Source organism: Acetanaerobacterium elongatum (assembly GCF_900103835.1).
In the GTDB taxonomy this organism is placed as follows: Bacteria; Bacillota; Clostridia; order Oscillospirales; family Ruminococcaceae; genus Acetanaerobacterium; species Acetanaerobacterium elongatum.
In genome coordinates, this window is record NZ_FNID01000011.1 from 15,619 (window position 1) to 33,486 (window position 17,868).

The following is a 17,868-nucleotide window of genomic DNA, read 5'->3' on the forward strand; positions in this document are numbered from 1 at the left end:
TTAAAATTCCTCCGTTTCGTATTCTTTCGCCACATCGATGGCGTAGTGGTGATAGCCGGTGTCATCCTCGTGTCCGATATACAGGCGGTCGGTAATAACAAAATCAGCTTGGAGGAGCATCCTCACAAGCTGATTCTTTCTTTGCAAATAGTTGTTTTTACTGAACAGCGAGATTCTGACTTCGCTTACATCCGCCAGCGGCTTATTATCTCCGTAAACGGCAAAGGTGTCAGTAAGCGGGGTCAGTACCAGGTATTCATCAGGAGCTACTCCGCTGAAGACGCCTGTTTCGACAGGGATATTTGCGGCTTCAAACAGTGTGTTCAGTTCAGATAATATGCTCATAGCTTCTCAATCTCACTTTCCAGCTTATTGGTCATAGCCTCAATGCAAGCACCTCTTGAACTGCTTTTGGCAGGTTTCAGAAAAGGTTTCGGAGGCTGTCCATGTTTTCCGTATTCGAGGATGTTGGCAAGTTTGGCATTGCTGCCGCCGTCAGAGCGCGGCTCTGCAAAGCCTATTTTCACGTTGAAATTACCATCTCTGTCTTGCTTCGCCGGAGATACACCAAGCGCAGATTCAAGTTCTCCGGTGGAGCGGCTTTTAACCTTTGTGTTTTTACCGACCACAGAAGAAAGATTGCTTTTTACCTTGTCATATACGACTTCAGCACCGGCTTCAAGAACCTTCGGTATAATCTCATCGGTCTTTTCAGCCAACCTTGACACTTTGAGCAGGAATTCCTCCGGCATCTTGAAATTGACCTTAGCCATCAACGTTCACCGCCAATACTTCAAGATACATTCCACGGCCCTTTACATTTTCAACCGAGTATATGTTGTAGCGTTTGCCTTCGCAGACGATAACATGGCGGTTGTGAAGAGCAAGTCCGGGAATCGTGCGGAGACGGAACAAGGCATTCACTTCATCTGATTGCGCCATGTTACGCCACTTTTCCGTAGAGTTTTTCTGCTCAAAATATGCCCTGACTGACGCAAGAACAGTATCGCCGTGAATAACAAAACCGTCAGCATCCTTCGTGGGTTCGGTTGAGATAATATCGATGAATGTGTTCATTTTTCCAAAACTCATGCTCACACCTTCCAATCCCGGTCAAGTTTAAGAAGAAGGTTGACCGTATTCCATACCTGCTGTCCGGCCTGAACGTTGTCGGCGAAAAAGCCGCCGGTGCTGCCGTCCCGGCTCTCATAAAAATGGGACGACAGCATAATGACGGCCTGCTCTGTGGTAGGCGGCATAGGATGGTCCTTGTAGAATTTCTCCGGAAGGTGCTGATAGCTTTCGGCATAGGATACGGCGGCGGTGATGTACATCTGCAGGAGTTCATCGTCCGCCGTATGCTCAAGAATAAGATTTGCCTTTACTTTTTCAATCAGCGTCATTCCGCCACCGTCCTTTCCTTATTCTTCTGTTTCCGGTTCCGCGATGACAACAGTGAATGTGGCTTCGGGATAACCGGATGACCAGAGAGTGAACGACTTCGGCTGATTTACGATTTCGTCGCACTTCAGCCACATCACAATATCTCCGGCCTGCCCGCCGACAGCAGCAGCTTCATCTGCATCGGCTGAGGTCAGCTGACTGCCGTTATACTTAACTGCCGTGATGGCAGGTAGTCCTGTGGTTATGAGGATGGCAACCCATTTGTGGGTTCCTTGCGCGGGACTCAAGCTTTCATACGCAATCAGCTCGTCAACCGGAACAGTGACTGTAATGACATTGTCCTCGATGGTGATGGATTCGACTTTGCCTTGATTGGCTGTCATATCTTCGCTCAGAGCAGTGTTGACATTAGCTGCTGAGACATTCCATGTATCGGGTTTCATCAGTCCTGTGTCTTTCAATTTCAAAAGCAGCGCGTTGAGATCGTCCTTGAGTCCTGCAACATTTGTGGCAGTACTTGCGGCTTGATTCGGTGCAGAAGGAAGCCCCGTTACCGAGGCTCCCTCCTTAATTTCAAGCATTCCGCCGATTACTGTTTTCTCGCCGCCCTGTTCGGTGTAGTTTTTCGTGTTATAACTCATACTGCACCTCCGTTAAGCCTTCTGCTGGAGTACCTTGATAGCCTCCGGCAGAATGAGTTTGCCGTCAACACGCTGGGTGGCAACAAAGCCTACCTGACCGGTTGCAGCGTAGAGCTCATTGAGTCTCTTAAACACACGTCCCTGGCGGTCGGCTACCCAGTAATAACTGAAATCGCCGAACACGATGCTCTTTGCGCCTGAGGCAATTGCGGGTACATATGCCGAAGTATACAGCGGACGGTTCAAAATGGTGTCAGGAGTGCCGGCCTGCAGAGAGGGCTGCCAGAGATACTGACCGTTGCCGTCTTTCAGCTTGCGGATTGCCTTTACGGTGGCATCGTTCATTACGAACACAGCTTTGTTTCTATAAGGTGCTTTCAGCGAATAGAACAGGTCAAGCACCTCTTCAATAGTGATAGCCGCAGCGCCCGCTGTGGTCACACCGACTTGAGCACCGCCAGTTGCTGCGAGGATGCCGGTCGGTTTACCGGAGCCGTCACCTGTGAAAAAGGCTTCTTCTTCCTTGCTGCCGATACGCCTTGCGAACTCCCTCGAAATATAGGATTCAAGCGGAAATACGCTGTCGTTCAGCAGTTCCTCAGAAACCTTGATCATTGTTCCAAGCTTGTAAGCGCCGATGGAAACCTGACCGAAACTGTCGTCACTGTCGAGAATAGTGCCTTCCTCATCAATCCAGGAGGCTGTACCCTTTGAAGCTACGACCGGAATCTTGCGGTCCCCGGAGGAAGTGGTAATGACCTTTGCAAGTCTGCGGAAAATGTTCTCCTCATCAAGAGCCTCTACAAGTGTGCGTTCGAACTCGTCAGGGACAAGGTATCCGCCTTCAGAATCGGTGCCGATCTGCAGAGCATTTTTCACGATACGATCAAGACCCTCGCCTGCGCGGGTACGCATGGCATTCCAGAACGCTTTTCTGTACTCATCAGATGCTCTGCCTGTTTTGGTTTCCACACCAAGAACGGCAGGCTTGCCGGTAAGGGGTGTGTTCAGGGGCTTTGAAAGCTCACGGTCAAGGGCTTCCTGCTTCTCAAGACGGTCAATTTCTTTTCCGAGAGCGACTACGTCGGCTTCCATTTTCTCGTAGGTAGCGGTGTCTTCAGGGGAAACCAGACCGTCAGTACCGCGCTTGGTATCGAGGAAAGCCTTAGCAGCTTCCCATGCCTTAGCGCGCTTTTCGCGCAGTTCAAGAATTTTGTTCATTGATATTACCTCCATAAAATTTAGTGGGAAATTAAAGAGAGCCGCTTCTCAAGCGACTCAATGGGTGTACCTTTGTTCTGTTTGGGCATCTTGGGTTTGACCTTGCTCAGCAGCGAGTTCGTTACCGCTCTGCGGCTGAATGCATAGGTGACATCGTCCGGTTGAATTCTCTTTTTCTCATCCTCCAGAATGCCGTCGGCAAAGCCTAATTCAATCGCTTTGTTGGCATTAAGCCAGGTTTCAGCGTCCATAAGGTGAGAGAGCTTCGCACGGGACTGTCCGGTTTTGATTTCATAGGCATTAATGATGCTTTCTTTGACTTCGTCCAGCATGGCGATGGCTTTCTGCATTTCTTCGCTGTCGCCGATTGCGATGGTAAGCGGGTTATGCACCATCATGAGGGCTGTTGGAGCCATCAGCACCTCAGTTCCCGCCATTGCGATAACGCTTGCTGCCGACGCCGCAATACCATCGATTTTTACGGTAACTTTGCCTTTGTAATCCATGAGCATGGTATAGATCTGACTCGCAGCGATACAGTCGCCGCCGGGAGAGTTGATCCAAATAACAATGTCACCTTCTCCAGCATTAAGATCTGCTTTAAATGCTTTCGGGGTGACATCGTCGTCAAACCAGCTTTCCTCGGCTATTGTGCCGTCAAGATAGAGCGTTCGGGTGCCGGAATCTTCATCCCGCGCCCAGTTCCAGAATTTCTTCATTCGGTTGTTTCCTCCATTCCTTTTGAATTTGCGAACGCACCCGCGTCCTGTAATTTGGTCATCGCGCCGTTTATGATGTAGAGATCACCGCCAAGTTCCGCAGGGATACGGTCGAGGTTTTCAAGTTCACGAATGTCGTTAGCGGACATCCAACCGTTCTGCCTTGCGGTCGCATAACCGCTCATACGGCTTGCGTAATCGCCGCGCAGAAGTCCGTCCACGTTGAACTTGATAAAAACTGTAGGCTTTTCACTGTCGGAAAGCAGAACACGGCACATGGACTGCTCCCAGCGCACCACCCACGGGTCGAGCGTGTATTTCACGAACTCAAGGCTCTGCTGCTCGATGTTGCTGAAGGACGATTTTTCAAGGTCGGCGAGCATATGGGGAGGCACTCTGAAAATACGGGCGATCTCATTTATCTGAAACTTTCGCGTTTCCAGGAACTGCGCCTGTTCCGGTGAAATCCCTATGGGCTGATACTTCATGCCTTCCTCGAGTACAGCCACCCTGTGTGAATTGGTTGAGCCTTGGTAGGCGGCATTCCAGGATTCTTTGACCTTCTGCGGGTCCTTAATCGTGCCGGGATGTTCGAGCACACCGCCCGGCGCGGCACCGTTTGCGAAAAACTTCGCTCCGTATTCCTCAGTGGCGATTGCGAGGCCTACCGCGTTTTTTGCCATTGCAATGGGTGAGTAACCAACAAGCCCGTCAAATCCCAAGCCCGGAATATGCAAGACATCGGCTGGTGTAAGGTAGACCTGACTGTCCTTGCCAAGTGAAGGTACGTCCTCTGAGCTGCGCTGGTATAAATAGAAAAGCCGGCCGTTCGAATCACGGTCGACTGTCATCTTGTTTGGCATCAGCGGATAGAGGGAAATGACCTCACCCTTAGCATTACGTATAATCTGCGCATAGGCATTGCCCCATAATAAAAGATGACTCATCAGCGTTTCCCTAAACGCAAATGAAGTCATCTCCGGATTCGGCTCGTCATGGAGCAGCTTATATAGCGGGTGCTTCAGGTATTTTTCTTTGCCGCCACTGTCGTTGTACTTATACACATGAAGCGGAAGACCCGCCAGTGTTTCGGAAAGTATCCTCACGCAGGAATAAACCGCAGTCATCTGCATGGCAGTATGTTCGTTAACCGGCTTTCCTGAGCTTGTGCTCCCAAAGAAGAAGTCGTAGCGCCCGCCGCAAAGGGCATCCTTAGGCTTGTCACGGGCTTTGAATATTCCTTGAAAGATGTTCATAGGCATTCACCTCCAATCAAAAAACGAGCAGTCCGCGTGAGTCATACACGCTTTCGCTCGTAACATTTCCGCATCGTATTGCCCGGTCAAGCGCCATAATGGTGGCGACTGCACCATCGATTTTCTCGGTAGATTTCTCTTTGTCCGCTTTGATGTTCCCTGCCGGGTCGGTACGGATATAGATGTTATCCATCATCCAGCGAAGCACCGGATGGCCGCCGTGGGCAAGTTTCTGCTCTAAGGTTAGCTTCATGAGTTCCTTGGTCGGTGGGGACATATCCTTAAAGCCCTGTCCGAATGGCACAACTGTGAAACCCATGCTCTCAAGGTTCTGCACCATCTGCACAGCACCCCAGCGGTCAAAGGCTATTTCACGAATGTTGTATTTCTCACCGAGCTGTTCAATATATTTTTCAATGTACCCGTAATGGACGACATTACCTTCGGTGGTTTGCAGGAAGCCCTGCTTCGACCACAGGTCGTAGTTCACATGGTCGCGTTTGACTCGTAAATCGATATTGTCCTCCGGTATCCAGAAGTACGGCAGTATGGCGTATTTATCTGCCTCATCTGCAGGAGGAAATACCAGTACGAACGCTGTGATATCGGTAGAGGACGAGAGGTCAAGACCACCGTAGCAAACTCGTCCACGTAAAGCTTCCGGGTCAACTGCAAAAGAGCAGGCATCCCATTTGTCCATCGGCATCCAGCGTACCGCCTGTTTTACCCATTGGTTCAGACGAAGCTGCCGAAAGCTGTTCTCCTCGGCGGGATTCTGTCTCGCCGACTCAAATGCCGCCCTGACCTTATCCATGCTCACCGTTATGCCGAGAGAAGGATTGGCTTTTTTCCACACCTTGGGATCAGTCCAGTCATCCTCCTGCGCAGCGCCGTATATTACCGGGTAGAAGGTTGGGTCAGTTTTACGGCCATCGATAATATCCAGTGCCTTCTGGTGGACCTCCCAGCAAATGCTGTTTTGATTGTCACCAGCCGTAGTGATAAGAAAATATAACGGCTGCATCCTCGCATCGCCGCTTCCCTTGGTCATAACATCAAAGAGTTTTCGATTGGGCTGGGTATGCAGCTCGTCGAACACCACGCCGTGGGTGTTGAAACCGTGCTTATTGCCGACATCGGCAGATAGGACTTGATAGATGCTATTCGTCTTTTGATAGATGAGCCGCTTCGTTGCATCCAGTATTTTGACTCGTTTTGAGAGTGCAGGACACATACGCACCATGTCCGCCGCTACATTGAAAACGATGGACGCTTGGTTTCGGTCGGCAGCACAGCCGTAGACCTCTGCGCGTTCCTCAAAATCACCGCAGGTGAGTAGAAGTGCCACAGCTGCAGCAAGTTCTGATTTTCCCATCTTCTTCGGAATTTCGACATAAGCGGTATTGAACTGCCGATAGCCGTTGGGCTTGAGCGTTCCGAAAATGTCACGGATAATTTGTTCCTGCCAGTCAATCAGTTCAAAAGGCTTACCGGCCCACGTACCTTTGGTGTGGCAGAGTGCCTCAATGAAAGCAACGGTGCGGTCGGCGGCAGACTTGTCGTAATACGAATCGGGAGCCATAAACTTTGTCGGTACATATTTTTTCAGTTTTCTCGTATACGCCACCTCCTCATGGGCAAAATAAAAGACCGCCATCGGCAGTCCGTAAAAATCTATCTGAACGAGATACAGAGCCGTTTCCGGCACTGCTCTCAAGCCTTTTGTTTACATTTCAATTTTCCGGCATAAATCCTCACCATAGACCACATTTAGCCTACTGCCGTTATCCCAGTTAACCATCACGGAGCCGGTATCGTCCACACCGGTTACGGTGCCCTTGGTACCGACGGGTGGAGCCTGTAGGTCATCCATGCGAAGAAGCTCCACTCGGCAGCCAATAGGAAACTGGCATCGGATGCGCTCAACTATTTCTTTACTCGGAAATCTCATCACTTTCCGTCTCCTTTCCATTTGTCAGATTTTTTTGGGTTTCTGTGCGAAATGCAGCGCTGCCGGTCAAGTTCCGAAGAAGCGTCCGGCGCGTTTCCTTGTACTCGTCACCGATGAAGCCAAGCCGGAGGAGAAAGCAGCGGAAAGCGTATTTGTCGTTATCGATATCCTTTTCCTTTGCAGTGACACGCTTCTGGTGCTTGGCTGTATCAAGGATTTTCTCGATTAAGTGTGTAGTCGCGCTGATGACCTCTGGCTCCGGGATGCTTTCAAACCAAGGGAAGCGAATCATCTCGTCGGTGAGCTCGATTTCCAAGTTGTCTGCTCCGAGCGCCTTCTTGATAAGCGCCGCTTTGCTTTCTACCAGCCGCTTGAGGTTTTCAAGCGCCGCGTCGGTAAAAGTGGAGCGCGGCATCTCAATTACCAATCCCATGTCATCATCGGGTTCAGGTACATCGCTTGCCTGCATTCCGTTTTCACCCTGGTAACTTTCGCGACGGGTACGGCCCAGCCCCATTTCCTCGCGGCCGTCCATCCTCAGGTCCTCAAAGGCAAGCACTTCATCGAGTTGTCTTTGCATGGTATCGGTAATGGGTGCATCGGGGTTGACATACCGCCCGGGATGGTGCTGGTCAATATCCGGGAACTCATCAAGCGTACTCGTACAGGAGTCATCTCCATCATACCTGCGGCTGTCACCGTCTGCGTCAAAACCTGCTTGATGGAGCAAATTCTCCAAGTCAAGGTTATCGGGGCCTGTAAGCATTCCGGACTTGTCGATGTGGTAAGCTCCGACTTCGTAGGCAAAGGTCGGCGCTCCGAGGTACTTGACTGGCGCATCCAGCACCGTGCTGACCGCTCCAACCAGTAATTTGCGTTCGCTTCCTGCAACATTATAATTGAGTTTCATTTTATAAACCGCCTTTCTTTGAGCCGAATTTATTCAGTTTCGGTACTACATTAATCACTCTAAACCGCTTATATATCAAGGGGTTTGTGCGATTTCAGTGTAGAATACTGTACTGATTATCAGGCGGCTTTTCGTGTGAATAACACAATACCGGAAAGCGGTGTTTACTTGTCTGCCGTTACCTCCGCATAGGAGTAGAGCACACCGTCGCGCTGTACGCTAACCTTGTCGGCTGTTCCAATCTGTTCAATGTATCGTTTGACAATAACATCACAGAATTTTTCATCAAGCTCAATGGTATAACATGAGCGGTCGGATTGTTCGCAAGCAATCAGCGTTGAGCCGCTGCCGCCGAAGGGGTCGAGCACCAGCGTGTTGCTCATGGAGCTGTTCATAATGGGATACGCTAGAAGCGGGATAGGTTTCATTGTAGGGTGGTCGCCATTTTTCTTTGGCTTGTCAAACTCCCATATGGTGGTTTCCTTGCGTCCGCTGTACCACTGATGCTTCCCGTTTTTCTTCCAGCCGTAGAGCACAGGTTCGTGCTGCCACTGGTATGGAGATCGCCCCAGCACCAGCGACTGCTTTTTCCAGATGCAGCAGCCGGACAAATAAAAACCGGCATCCGAAAAGGCTCTTCTGAAATTAAGCCCTTCGGTGTCGGCATGGAAAACATAGATGCTGGCGTCGTCCGCCATGACTGATTCGGTGTTCTGAAAAGCGGCAAGCAGGAAGTTATAAAAGGCGTCGTTTGCCATGTTGTCATTTTTAATCTTTCCGGCATTGCCTTCATAGTTGACGTTGTAGGGCGGGTCGGTAATGACAAGATTAGCCTTGGTTCCGGCCATCAACAAATCAAATGTCTCCGCTTTTGTAGAGTCACCGCAGACCAGTCGATGCCGACCAAGGGTCCAGAGGTCACCAAGCTTAGTAATCGGCGGCTCCTTTAGCTCGGCGTCTACATCAAAATCATCGTCGTGGATACCGCCCTTAATACTATTCTTGAACAAATCATCCAGTTCGGCTGGGTCAAAGCCCGTAAGGGACACATCGAAGTCCGCACCCTGCAGGTCAGCAATCAGAAGTGCCAGCTTATCCTTATCCCATTCGCCGGAAATCTTGTTCAGCGCGATGTTGAGCGCCTTTTCCTTGTCCTCCGGAAGCTCGACCACTACGCATTCAACTTCAGTAATGCCCATATCGATGAGCACCTTTAAACGCTGATGCCCCCCTACAACTCGGCCGGTTACCTTATTCCAAATGACCGGCTCGACATATCCGAACTGTTCAATTGAACGCTTCAGCTTATCATATTCAGGGTCGCCGGGCTTTAAGTCTTTTCGTGGATTGTAATCTGCAGGCAGAAGCTCGGCGGTATTCTTTTTCTCAATCAGCATATTATTTTCCTTTCCGAGCGGTCAAAAGCCGCTCCATGACATCGTCCTGCGGATTTGCACCCTTGTAGTCGCCGGTGCAGTTTTCTTTGACTATCTGAAAAATCTCCAACCACAGGAGATTCGTTTGCTTTTCATAACTGTGACCTATTGCCACATAGGGACTTTGAATGGCATTTCCCGTAGTAGGGTGCTTTGCCAAAAAACCATATTCAGTGATTGCTTCCTCACATTGAATCCAACGAGCCACGCTCATAGCATAGCGTTCCAGAAGCTGAGGAGAAACGAGAGCGGCACACCCGCGTTCATTCAGCCATATCCATGTGTTTCTGTAGATTTCGCCTGCAACAAGCGCCTTACCGTCTTTTTGTATAGCTTCAAGCATTTTATTCGGTTCCGGCATCTCCATCCCCTGAAGGTTTGCAGTGTCAGAAAACTCCATGATGGTCAGTTTCCTGCCGCCGGGATTGCCTTCGGTTATTTTGTCGGCTAATGGCTTCTTTTTTGCGCCCGCGCCGATACGAGCGCCTCCACGGTTGGTACCGTCTTTTGCCAAAGTTATCACCTCACTTTGCTGGCTGGGGCTATTCCCTTGTTTGAAAGCGCGTTTTTCAACACGAAGCCCCACGCCGCTGTCCGCATAAAAAAGTTTTAGAGATTTTACCGCCCCCACCGGTCGCCGCTCTCGGCAGTGATTCGAGAATGGCAGGATTTACAAAGAGCCATGAGATTGCTCTTCTCATTGCTGCCGCCTTTGGATAGCGGAAGGATGTGGTGGACTTCCTCTGCGGGTGTCAGCCTTCCTTGCTTCTGACACTCTTCGCAGAGTGGATGTGCTTTGATGTAGCGATCACGGATTCGTTTCCAGCTACGACCGTAGCGTTTGTTTGACTTGGGGTCGCGCTCGTACTGGTTGTATTGTTTGTCCATAACCTTCTGATGCTCGGCACAGTATTGCCCACGTACAGCAAGCCGACCGCAGCCGGGGTAGGCACAGGGACGTTTTGGTTTATATGGCATTGGTTCATCTCCTTGGACACAAGAAAAGCCCTGCAGGATTGCTCCCACAAGGCCCTCATGGATTCTGATTTCCTGATTTTATTCTATCACAGAGGGATACATGACAAACAGTGACATTCAGTGACTTGTTTGCGGAACAACGATGCTTTCTACTGCTTCGCCGTGCAGCCTGTAGACATGACGGACATTGTAGCCCATATCAACTGCGATTTGTTCCCAGGTTTTGAAGCATAAGTATCGAAGCTCCAAAAGCGTCTGGTACTCTGTGTTGTCTACAGCTTTTATTATCCTCACCATTTCACGTTTAAGATTTACAAGCCTGTCGATATCACGGTTGATTTCAGCTTGCAGGTCGATAATCTTAGCTATAGCATCAGCCATCGTTGATGTGCTGCGATTCGGATTTCGCGGCATACCAGTGAGGGTGTAGGTGCATTTCGTAGCCAATTCATTTAGTGAAGCTATTTGCTCTAGCTTTGAATTGATACGATGGTCGAGGCGATATGCCTGTCCGAGATATTCTTTTGCCGTCATACTGCCACCTCCTTATCAAGACGCTTGACAAGAAGTTCTGGATCAAGGTTTGTTAAAACACGAAACCAGTCAGAGTGAAAGAAGCGAAGAATACTTCTTTTTTCCCGTAGGGCATCGCGGTGATAAGGATGCATGGATAGCACGCGGAGCGATTTGCGATAATCCTCAACGGCTCTCAAGATGACAGCGTTTGCTAAGTTTTCATATGGTGTGTTCATAATCTGTACCTCCGAATTTTTTGTTTCTCTCGGATTGGCACGGATTGTCGTTGATTGTCTCAGATGTGCAGGTCGGCTTTTACCGCATCGATCAGCGCCGCTTGAGTACTGTCCTTCTTGGACAATACCTTCAGAATCCGCTCGTCGATTGTGCCTTTGGTAACGATGTGCTGCACCACAACCGTTTCGGCGCTTTGTCCCTGCCGCCAGAGTCGGGCGTTGGTCTGCTGATACAATTCCAGCGACCATGTCAGCCCGAACCAGATGATGCAGGAGCCGCCGTTTTGAAGATTTAAACCGTGACCGGCAGAAACTGGGTGGATAAGCGCTACAGGAAGCTCACCGTCGTTCCAACGCTTGATGCTCTCGGAACTGTCCAACTTGGAGAACGGAACATGTAGCTTATTCAGCCGCTCTGTTATGCGAGCAAGGTCATGTTTGAACCAATAAGCTACCAGAAGTGGTTTTCCACCAGCGGCTTCAATAATGTCCTCCAGTGCGTCCAATTTCCGGTCGTGAAGATTCACGGTACTGCCATCGTCGGTGTAGATTGTGCCGTTTGCCATTTGACAGAGCTTTCCGGTGAGAGCAGCTGCGTTTGCGGCGGTGATCTCGCTGTCCTGAAGCTGTAGGACGAGGTCTTGCTTCAGGCTGTCATATCGTTTACGTTCCTCATCGGATAGCCTGACGGTATATTCGCTGCTGACCAGCTCCGGCATTTTCAAAAGGTCGGTGGAGCGCATGGAAATGGTGATGTCCGCTATCTTGTTATAGATGCGTTGTTCCGCTCCGGGAAGAGGTTTGTAGGTAAAGATGACCTGCCCATTGCGCTTGTCTGGCTGGAAGTATTCAAGCCGATAGTGGCTGATAAACCTTCCGAGCCGAGTGCCCATGTCCAGCAGCCGAAATTCTGCCCATAAATCCATGAGACCGTTGCTGCTGGGAGTACCGGTTAGCCCAATGATGCGCTTGATCGTGGGGCGAACCTTCATCAATGCCCTGAAGCGTTTTGCCTGATAGTTTTTGAAGGAGGACAGCTCATCGACAACCACGGTGTCATAGTTAAAAGGCAGTTTGCTGTCCTCAATCAGCCACTGAATATTTTCTCGGTTGATGATATAGATGTCAGCAGGCTTCATGAGTGCCGCACGACGTTCCGCTTCGGTGCCGACAGCCACGGAGCAGATGAGGTTTTGTAGGTGATCCCACTTATCCGCTTCAGAAAGCCATGTGTCCCGTGCTACTCGTAATGGGGCGATGACCAGAATGCGATGCGCTTCGAAGCTGTCAAACAGCAGGTTATTCAGCGCCGTCAACGTGATGCTCGTTTTGCCAATGCCCATATCCAAGAGAACGGCGGAGATCGGATGCTCCTCGATGTAACGGGTTGCGTAGGTCTGGTAGTTATGAGGTTCGTATTTCATCGAGAATCCCTCCAATCTGCTGTTCATCATCAAGTACATACACCTTGAAGCCGAGCCGCCGAAGCAGTCCGTGTCTCGCTATCTGTAATGGACGCGGCTTCTCTCCTGGGACCTTTACTTCCACGAAGCCAATATGACCATCCGGTATAAGCACAATACGGTCAGGCATTCCATCGAAACCGGGAGAAACAAACTTCAGGGCGATACCACCAGCGGATTTGACTGACTGAACCAGTTTTTTCTCTATTGCTTTTTCTCTCATATTCGTTCACTCCATCAGAGATTTTTATAGGTGGGGTAACCTCGACGCACGTCATATCTAAAACTTTTCCTAGAGCAATTTTTTTGTCCCTAAGAGACTTTTTGTATATGACCTTTATCGAGGTTACCCCATAGTCCTCTTAGGTCAGAAATTTCTCAAAATCTTCATCGTCGGTTTTTATCCTCAGTCCGGCGAAGAAACGCTTGTTTTTCACCTTGATACGGCTATATCCAGCAGCCTCCAGAGCGGAATAGAAGTCTGTAGTACTACGGATATATTCGTTGGTATCAATGCAATAATTCCGATAGGCCTGATAAAGCACACTGGAGCTCTCGCGGAAGCTGGCATCAAGCTCACATTTGTCCTCAAGGAAATGGGCAAACCAGTCGTTCTGCGCCCGGTACTCCGCGATAGCTCTCTGCACACATTCTGGCACAGGGATTTTGTAGTTCAGCGCAATGACCTTCTTGGCACCTTCGATAACCCAAGCCAATATGCTTTCACCGGCGTTCTGATAAAGATACTCGCTATAGTTCTTGATGTCGCTGCTGCCATCAATCTTGGCGTCGAAAGGGATCACGATTAGCCTGCGCCAGATACCATCATCCGAAGCACTAACCTTTGGCAGGTGATTTGTATAAAGCACCAGTGTGTGACAGGGCGTGAAGCTAAACGGGTCCTTATACTTTTTCTCGGCAAACACATCATCAGTAGAGCAGAGTTGTTTCACGATAGAGTCGTTGAGCCGAGCACCTTCCTGTAGTTCTGCAGCGATGAGCAGGCGCTTTCCCTTAACCTCCGCCATCTCCGGTTTGATGTTGCGACGACAACCTACTGTTAAGGTATCAGCAGAGATGTTGCCGCTGTAGAGTCCAAGCACACGAGAGACGGCATTCCAGAAGGTAGACTTGCCGTTTCGCCCGCCTCCGTAAGCTATGATCAGAGCTTCTACATATACCTTGCCGATGGCAGCCAGCCCGCAGATCATCTGCACATAGTCGATAAGTTCCTGTTTTCCACAGAAGATGAGGTTTAAGCTATCTTGCCAAATCTGTGCTCCCTTATTGCCGGGCGATACTGAGGTCATTTTTGTGATAAAGTCATCCGGCGAATGTTCCCGCGCTCCATCCATACCTTTTCGCAAGTCGTAAGTAGCGGCGGGTGTGCAGAGCAGGAAACAGTCTGCGTCAAGGTCGCGAGGTGAGATTTCCAGCATGGGCCGCGACTCCTTCAGTGTTGCAGTGATGTTCTTGGAGTCTCGGCGTCGAATAACGAAGGCCTGATATGCCTTCGCTGCAAGGAAAGCCTTATAAGCCTCAAGCTGCGAATCGTTCATCAGGCTTTCAGCTTTGCTTTTGGATGCGCCTTCGAGAATTGTCTGACCGCCGTTTTCCGTCAGCAGCTTCATCGCTGCCAGCAGATCTTTGGTGGCTTCCTCCAATTGTCGACGGGTCAGTTCGTGTGCGACTGCCTGTGCGCCAGGCTCACTTTCCTGCCAGTAGTGTTCGTTGTAACGGATAAAATGTGTTGCGGGTGAATATCGCAATTCACCGGAGAAGTGCTTTGCCAGCACTTCAGCTTGGCCCACATCTGAGAAGTCACCGGGCTTATATGAAACGGGATCGTTATATGTCTCTGGCGGAATATATCCGTCCTGCTGCTGTACCTTTGCTAAGAAACGTTGTGCGCTGTGCCAGATAATCGAAAGCTCAAAGTCCGGGAGTGGAGGATCGCATTTAGCAGCCTCTTCCATAAATGCCTGATACGCATCTTCGCTGTCACCGTATTTCTTGATGACCCGACCAGCAAAGCGGGAGAGTGTAGCGTTGCGGCTACCCTCCGGAATAACCTGACTGGCACTATACCCGCTAGCCATATTTGCATCGAAATCTTCACCCGCCAAGAAGGCCGTTAGATTTATACAGCCCTCGTGAATTTCCACCTGCGGCGAGTTGGTGCCGAAAAAGAAACGAGCAGCGTCCAGCGCTTTCGTGTCGAAATATGGAAAGATGGCGTTGACTAGCTTTTTCATGTCGCTATAACAGGTCGCGTCGGTGACCCGGTCAATGGGAAACAGCACATGGAACTTAGGTCGAGCAGGCTTTCCGTTTTTCTCGCGCATATGTGATCGACTATAGTGAATGGCAAATGTGACGCCGGGAAAAGCTGCTTCCACATCAGCAGGCTGCATCCATTCGTCAGGGTTCTCGGAGTGGTCATTGTCACAGTCCACCGGCAGGCAGTCGCTACCTATGAAGTTATCGCCGCTACGATAGTTGTTGCGGTATTCCGCGCAAACATAATCCCGACTGACCGCAGAACAAAGATCCGCTGCATCGGTTATCTCTGCTTTATGCGGATAGGAGCAGTTGCCGGGATTACCAATGAAGTCAGAATGATATATGGTAAACATCTTGAACCTCCTCCAAATCTTCTGTGAAGTAGCGCAGGCGGTAGTTTTTCCACCTGGCTCTTTTGATCTCTGTCTGCATGCCGGGAGAGATTGCGCTGCCGAACACCCACACTTCGGAGCATTTGCTCATCAGGGCATTTCCAAAGAATAATCCCAGTTCACGCTCTTGCGGGTTGGTGTCGTCCATAAACTGTGGAAAGAGCAGATGCGGTGCGATTGGTATGAATCCCTTGCCCACAGCGAAACGGCAATAATCCCGTGCAGCTTTTACATTTTTTTCGATGTCTCCCGCATAAGGAGAGCAGATATATACGATTGGCCAGAAAGCGCGGAGTGCGCGTTCCTCTTTCTCGATCAGCGACAGGGCTTCGTAGGCGGTTGGGTCGGGGTAACCCTCGCTATTGCGTTTATCTATACTCATTGAGAGCCTCCTTTCACGATGGGCTTCTTGTCCATCTCTAATATCCACTGGAAAAAAGGAAGCCTATCGTACAAATATTTTTAATCTTTTTTATAGAAATCCGTCTCGTAGCCATCGGCACGGAGCTGCAGGCCTTTAGCCCACGGTGGCGTCCTGCCCATCTGTTCACAGACAGATGCAAGTGACATACTCGGGTCGGCTTCGATGACAACCTCGTCGTGAATATGCATGACAATGGAGCAGCGCCGAAGCGTCTGCATCGCATAACAGAGAATATCGCGGGCAGTCGCCTGAACAATGTTCTCCACTAACTTAGGTCCGTAGGAGTCCAATCGTTCCCATTTCTTCGTGCTACCAACACCTTCGTAGGTGATGCAGCTCCCTCCGAACTTGTTTTCACCGATACGAGGCTTCACATAGGCAAGCCGTCTGCCGCTTGGCAGCGTGATAAACAACATTCCACTATGGCAAGTGAAGGTGATACCGTGTGTCGAGTTGGTGTGTTTATAGCGAACTGCTTCCATGGCGGCCTTGTCCACATCCCACCAGAACTTCACGATGTGGGGATTCGACTGCCGCCATGCATCTACCAGCAAAGGGAGCTCTTCTTCGGCAAGTCCCATATCAAGAGCACCCATCGCCTTGAGCGCACCGACTGAGCCTCCATATCCGAGTGCCAATTCTGCGATCTTGCCTTTCTGCCGTAGGTGACCATTGATGCCGTGCTTCTCGACCGGTACTTTGAACATCTGAGATGCAGAGGCACAGTAGATATCTCCGCCTTTAGCAAACACATCCTGACGCCATTGCTCATCGGCAAGCCACGCGATTACACGGGCTTCGATGGCGCTGAAGTCTGAAACGATGAGCTTTGCACCAGTTCTCGGTACAAATGTGGTACGGATAAGTTGGGAAAGCGTGTCCGGGACATCTTCGTAGAGCATTTTGAGAGCGACAAAATCTCCGCAGCGAACAAGTGAGCGGGCCTCAGCCAAATCCTCCAGATGGTTCTGAGGCAGGTTTTGCATTTGGATTAGGCGACCTGCCCAGCGACCGGTGCGGTTTGCCCCGAAAAACTGAAACATACCGCGAGCTCTGCCATCAGAGCAGACCGCGTTTTCCATCGCCTGATACTTTTTCACCGAGGACTTAGCGAGCTGCTGTCTGAGGGAAAGCACCTCCGCAAGCTCAGGTGGCGCGGATCTCAAGAGCTCCACGACTGCCTTTTTACCGAGCGTGTCGGTCTCCATGCCATTGTTCGAGAGCCACTGTTTCATCTGCTGCACGGAGTTTGGATTATCCAACTCGGTCAGCCTCTTCATAGCCACAGTCAGCTCAGAACGGGAACGACCATCAATGTCGATGGCTTCCTTCACTAGCGTCATATCCAGAGCGACGCCTCGGTCGTTGATCTCTTGGTCGAGGTTATACTCGTCCCAGACGCTGTCTGGCACAGGGAACTTAGAGAGCTTTGCCTGTATGGACATCTCGGTCTCCACATCTCGGACGTTATATTTCTTGAACGCCAGCCACTTATCCGGCGCATGATAAGGAAAATTTCGGATGCGCTGGCCATTTGCTTTTGTCGGAGAGCAGGGCTGGCAGAAGAACTTGATGAGGTCCTTGCCTTCGGTCAGTTTTTGCTTATCCAGATTGAGTACAGAGCCGACGCCTTCCAGCGAAAGAGGCAATCCCATCGTCGCCGCCCACACCATAGAGCAGCGCCACGAAACAGGATTAATGTATTCGCCAGTCGGGAGCCCCAAAAATCGTGAGAGACAGGTCCTCTCAAAGTTGGCGTTGAAAGCCCATTTTGTCACAGTTTCGTCGGTTAGAGCGGTTATAACATCGCCAGGAATTTTCTCGCCGCAGGCAAGATCAATAACCTGCACAGCACCACCGTCCACGGAGTAGCCGAACAGTAATATTTCAAAATCCGGTGCTTCAACATAGCGGTACACACCGGATTTAGCAAGATTGACACTTGAAAAGGTTTCTATATCTATACTGAGTGATTTCATATACACTGTCCCTTCATATACCCCAGATAGGGTGACAGGCATAAGGCCCGCCACCCTTG

General features: G+C 50.2%; 21 protein-coding genes. All 21 read right to left on the reverse strand.

From position 1 onward, the window contains the following. The 21 genes from BLR50_RS05110 to BLR50_RS05210 all read right to left on the reverse strand — a co-directional run bounded on the left by BLR50_RS05110 (position 1) and on the right by BLR50_RS05210 (position 17,809). On the reverse strand, positions 1 to 345 hold the full coding sequence (locus tag BLR50_RS05110; protein WP_092639232.1) for a hypothetical protein: 345 nt from the start codon (positions 343 to 345) through the stop codon (positions 1 to 3). Further along, a complete protein-coding gene (locus tag BLR50_RS05115) occupies positions 342 to 773 on the reverse strand; it encodes an HK97-gp10 family putative phage morphogenesis protein (protein WP_092639234.1) in 432 nt (143 codons plus the stop codon). Before BLR50_RS05115 ends, BLR50_RS05110 begins: the two co-directional genes overlap by 4 nt. Beyond that, positions 766 to 1,092, reverse strand: a complete 327-nt coding sequence (locus tag BLR50_RS05120; protein WP_092639235.1) for a head-tail adaptor protein — start codon at positions 1,090 to 1,092, stop codon at positions 766 to 768. Before BLR50_RS05120 ends, BLR50_RS05115 begins: the two co-directional genes overlap by 8 nt. A gap of 2 nt (positions 1,093 to 1,094) precedes the next feature. Further along, entirely contained in the window at positions 1,095 to 1,403 is a 309-nt protein-coding gene (locus BLR50_RS05125) for a head-tail connector protein (RefSeq protein ID WP_091686728.1), read from the reverse strand. 18 nt (positions 1,404 to 1,421) lie between these two features. Beyond that, positions 1,422 to 2,045 (reverse strand): hypothetical protein, encoded by a 624-nt coding sequence (locus tag BLR50_RS14845; protein WP_423230281.1) that lies wholly within the window; start codon positions 2,043 to 2,045, stop codon positions 1,422 to 1,424. 12 nt (positions 2,046 to 2,057) lie between these two features. Beyond that, positions 2,058 to 3,266, reverse strand: coding sequence for a phage major capsid protein (locus tag BLR50_RS05135; RefSeq protein ID WP_092639236.1), 1,209 nt, complete (start codon positions 3,264 to 3,266; stop codon positions 2,058 to 2,060). A 20-nt stretch (positions 3,267 to 3,286) separates the two neighbouring features. Continuing rightward, on the reverse strand, positions 3,287 to 3,985 hold the full coding sequence (locus tag BLR50_RS05140; protein ID WP_092639238.1) for a head maturation protease, ClpP-related: 699 nt from the start codon (positions 3,983 to 3,985) through the stop codon (positions 3,287 to 3,289). Next, positions 3,982 to 5,241 (reverse strand): phage portal protein, encoded by a 1,260-nt coding sequence (locus tag BLR50_RS05145; RefSeq protein ID WP_092639240.1) that lies wholly within the window; start codon positions 5,239 to 5,241, stop codon positions 3,982 to 3,984. Before BLR50_RS05145 ends, BLR50_RS05140 begins: the two co-directional genes overlap by 4 nt. Positions 5,242 to 5,257: 16 nt before the next feature. Next, positions 5,258 to 6,898: a terminase large subunit gene (locus tag BLR50_RS05150; protein WP_092639354.1), complete on the reverse strand. Its 1,641-nt coding sequence runs from the start codon at positions 6,896 to 6,898 to the stop codon at positions 5,258 to 5,260. A 69-nt stretch (positions 6,899 to 6,967) separates the two neighbouring features. Continuing rightward, on the reverse strand, positions 6,968 to 7,192 hold the full coding sequence (locus BLR50_RS05155; RefSeq protein WP_092639242.1) for a DUF4314 domain-containing protein: 225 nt from the start codon (positions 7,190 to 7,192) through the stop codon (positions 6,968 to 6,970). Then, positions 7,176 to 8,102: a virulence protein gene (locus BLR50_RS14685; RefSeq protein WP_242871694.1), complete on the reverse strand. Its 927-nt coding sequence runs from the start codon at positions 8,100 to 8,102 to the stop codon at positions 7,176 to 7,178. Before BLR50_RS14685 ends, BLR50_RS05155 begins: the two co-directional genes overlap by 17 nt. A 164-nt stretch (positions 8,103 to 8,266) precedes the next feature. After that, positions 8,267 to 9,499 (reverse strand): site-specific DNA-methyltransferase, encoded by a 1,233-nt coding sequence (locus tag BLR50_RS05165; RefSeq protein WP_092639244.1) that lies wholly within the window; start codon positions 9,497 to 9,499, stop codon positions 8,267 to 8,269. Between the two features lies 1 nt (position 9,500). After that, on the reverse strand, positions 9,501 to 10,052 hold the full coding sequence (locus tag BLR50_RS05170) for a P27 family phage terminase small subunit (RefSeq protein WP_092639357.1): 552 nt from the start codon (positions 10,050 to 10,052) through the stop codon (positions 9,501 to 9,503). A 104-nt stretch (positions 10,053 to 10,156) separates the two neighbouring features. Then, positions 10,157 to 10,516 (reverse strand): HNH endonuclease, encoded by a 360-nt coding sequence (locus BLR50_RS05175; protein WP_092639246.1) that lies wholly within the window; start codon positions 10,514 to 10,516, stop codon positions 10,157 to 10,159. 117 nt (positions 10,517 to 10,633) lie between these two features. Continuing rightward, complete coding sequence (locus tag BLR50_RS05180) at positions 10,634 to 11,050, reverse strand: DUF1492 domain-containing protein (protein ID WP_092639248.1); 417 nt, start codon at positions 11,048 to 11,050, stop codon at positions 10,634 to 10,636. Then, a complete protein-coding gene (locus tag BLR50_RS05185) occupies positions 11,047 to 11,268 on the reverse strand; it encodes a hypothetical protein (RefSeq protein WP_092639250.1) in 222 nt (73 codons plus the stop codon). Before BLR50_RS05185 ends, BLR50_RS05180 begins: the two co-directional genes overlap by 4 nt. Positions 11,269 to 11,327: 59 nt before the next feature. Next, the gene (locus BLR50_RS05190; RefSeq protein ID WP_242871695.1) at positions 11,328 to 12,692 is read right to left on the reverse strand and encodes a DEAD/DEAH box helicase; all 1,365 of its coding nucleotides are present in this window, start codon (positions 12,690 to 12,692) and stop codon (positions 11,328 to 11,330) included. Beyond that, positions 12,673 to 12,954, reverse strand: coding sequence for a VRR-NUC domain-containing protein (locus BLR50_RS05195; protein WP_092639252.1), 282 nt, complete (start codon positions 12,952 to 12,954; stop codon positions 12,673 to 12,675). Before BLR50_RS05195 ends, BLR50_RS05190 begins: the two co-directional genes overlap by 20 nt. Before the next feature lie 139 nt (positions 12,955 to 13,093). Further along, positions 13,094 to 15,367, reverse strand: coding sequence for a phage/plasmid primase, P4 family (locus tag BLR50_RS05200; protein WP_092639254.1), 2,274 nt, complete (start codon positions 15,365 to 15,367; stop codon positions 13,094 to 13,096). After that, positions 15,345 to 15,788, reverse strand: a complete 444-nt coding sequence (locus tag BLR50_RS05205) for a DUF7768 domain-containing protein (RefSeq protein WP_092639256.1) — start codon at positions 15,786 to 15,788, stop codon at positions 15,345 to 15,347. The genes BLR50_RS05200 and BLR50_RS05205 overlap by 23 nt, the downstream gene beginning before the upstream one ends. 80 nt (positions 15,789 to 15,868) lie before the next feature. Then, the gene (locus tag BLR50_RS05210) at positions 15,869 to 17,809 is read right to left on the reverse strand and encodes a DNA polymerase (RefSeq protein WP_092639258.1); all 1,941 of its coding nucleotides are present in this window, start codon (positions 17,807 to 17,809) and stop codon (positions 15,869 to 15,871) included. Positions 17,810 to 17,868: the final 59 nt, after the last annotated feature.

Excerpts from the sequence above, each read along its gene's own strand:
- BLR50_RS05110 (WP_092639232.1), bottom strand. The coding sequence starts at position 345 with ATGAGCATATTATCTGAACTGAACACACTGTTTGAAGCCGCAAATATC.
- BLR50_RS05115 (WP_092639234.1), bottom strand. The coding sequence starts at position 773 with ATGGCTAAGGTCAATTTCAAGATGCCGGAGGAATTCCTGCTCAAAGTG.
- BLR50_RS05120 (WP_092639235.1), bottom strand. The coding sequence starts at position 1,092 with ATGAGTTTTGGAAAAATGAACACATTCATCGATATTATCTCAACCGAA.
- BLR50_RS05125 (WP_091686728.1), bottom strand. The coding sequence starts at position 1,403 with ATGACGCTGATTGAAAAAGTAAAGGCAAATCTTATTCTTGAGCATACG.
- BLR50_RS14845 (WP_423230281.1), bottom strand. The coding sequence starts at position 2,045 with ATGAGTTATAACACGAAAAACTACACCGAACAGGGCGGCGAGAAAACA.
- BLR50_RS05135 (WP_092639236.1), bottom strand. The coding sequence starts at position 3,266 with ATGAACAAAATTCTTGAACTGCGCGAAAAGCGCGCTAAGGCATGGGAA.
- BLR50_RS05140 (WP_092639238.1), bottom strand. The coding sequence starts at position 3,985 with ATGAAGAAATTCTGGAACTGGGCGCGGGATGAAGATTCCGGCACCCGA.
- BLR50_RS05145 (WP_092639240.1), bottom strand. The coding sequence starts at position 5,241 with ATGAACATCTTTCAAGGAATATTCAAAGCCCGTGACAAGCCTAAGGAT.
- BLR50_RS05150 (WP_092639354.1), bottom strand. The coding sequence starts at position 6,898 with ATGGCGGTCTTTTATTTTGCCCATGAGGAGGTGGCGTATACGAGAAAA.
- BLR50_RS05155 (WP_092639242.1), bottom strand. The coding sequence starts at position 7,192 with ATGAGATTTCCGAGTAAAGAAATAGTTGAGCGCATCCGATGCCAGTTT.
- BLR50_RS14685 (WP_242871694.1), bottom strand. The coding sequence starts at position 8,102 with ATGAAACTCAATTATAATGTTGCAGGAAGCGAACGCAAATTACTGGTT.
- BLR50_RS05165 (WP_092639244.1), bottom strand. The coding sequence starts at position 9,499 with ATGCTGATTGAGAAAAAGAATACCGCCGAGCTTCTGCCTGCAGATTAC.
- BLR50_RS05175 (WP_092639246.1), bottom strand. The coding sequence starts at position 10,516 with ATGCCATATAAACCAAAACGTCCCTGTGCCTACCCCGGCTGCGGTCGG.
- BLR50_RS05180 (WP_092639248.1), bottom strand. The coding sequence starts at position 11,050 with ATGACGGCAAAAGAATATCTCGGACAGGCATATCGCCTCGACCATCGT.
- BLR50_RS05185 (WP_092639250.1), bottom strand. The coding sequence starts at position 11,268 with ATGAACACACCATATGAAAACTTAGCAAACGCTGTCATCTTGAGAGCC.
- BLR50_RS05190 (WP_242871695.1), bottom strand. The coding sequence starts at position 12,692 with ATGAAATACGAACCTCATAACTACCAGACCTACGCAACCCGTTACATC.
- BLR50_RS05195 (WP_092639252.1), bottom strand. The coding sequence starts at position 12,954 with ATGAGAGAAAAAGCAATAGAGAAAAAACTGGTTCAGTCAGTCAAATCC.
- BLR50_RS05200 (WP_092639254.1), bottom strand. The coding sequence starts at position 15,367 with ATGTTTACCATATATCATTCTGACTTCATTGGTAATCCCGGCAACTGC.
- BLR50_RS05205 (WP_092639256.1), bottom strand. The coding sequence starts at position 15,788 with ATGAGTATAGATAAACGCAATAGCGAGGGTTACCCCGACCCAACCGCC.
- BLR50_RS05210 (WP_092639258.1), bottom strand. The coding sequence starts at position 17,809 with ATGAAATCACTCAGTATAGATATAGAAACCTTTTCAAGTGTCAATCTT.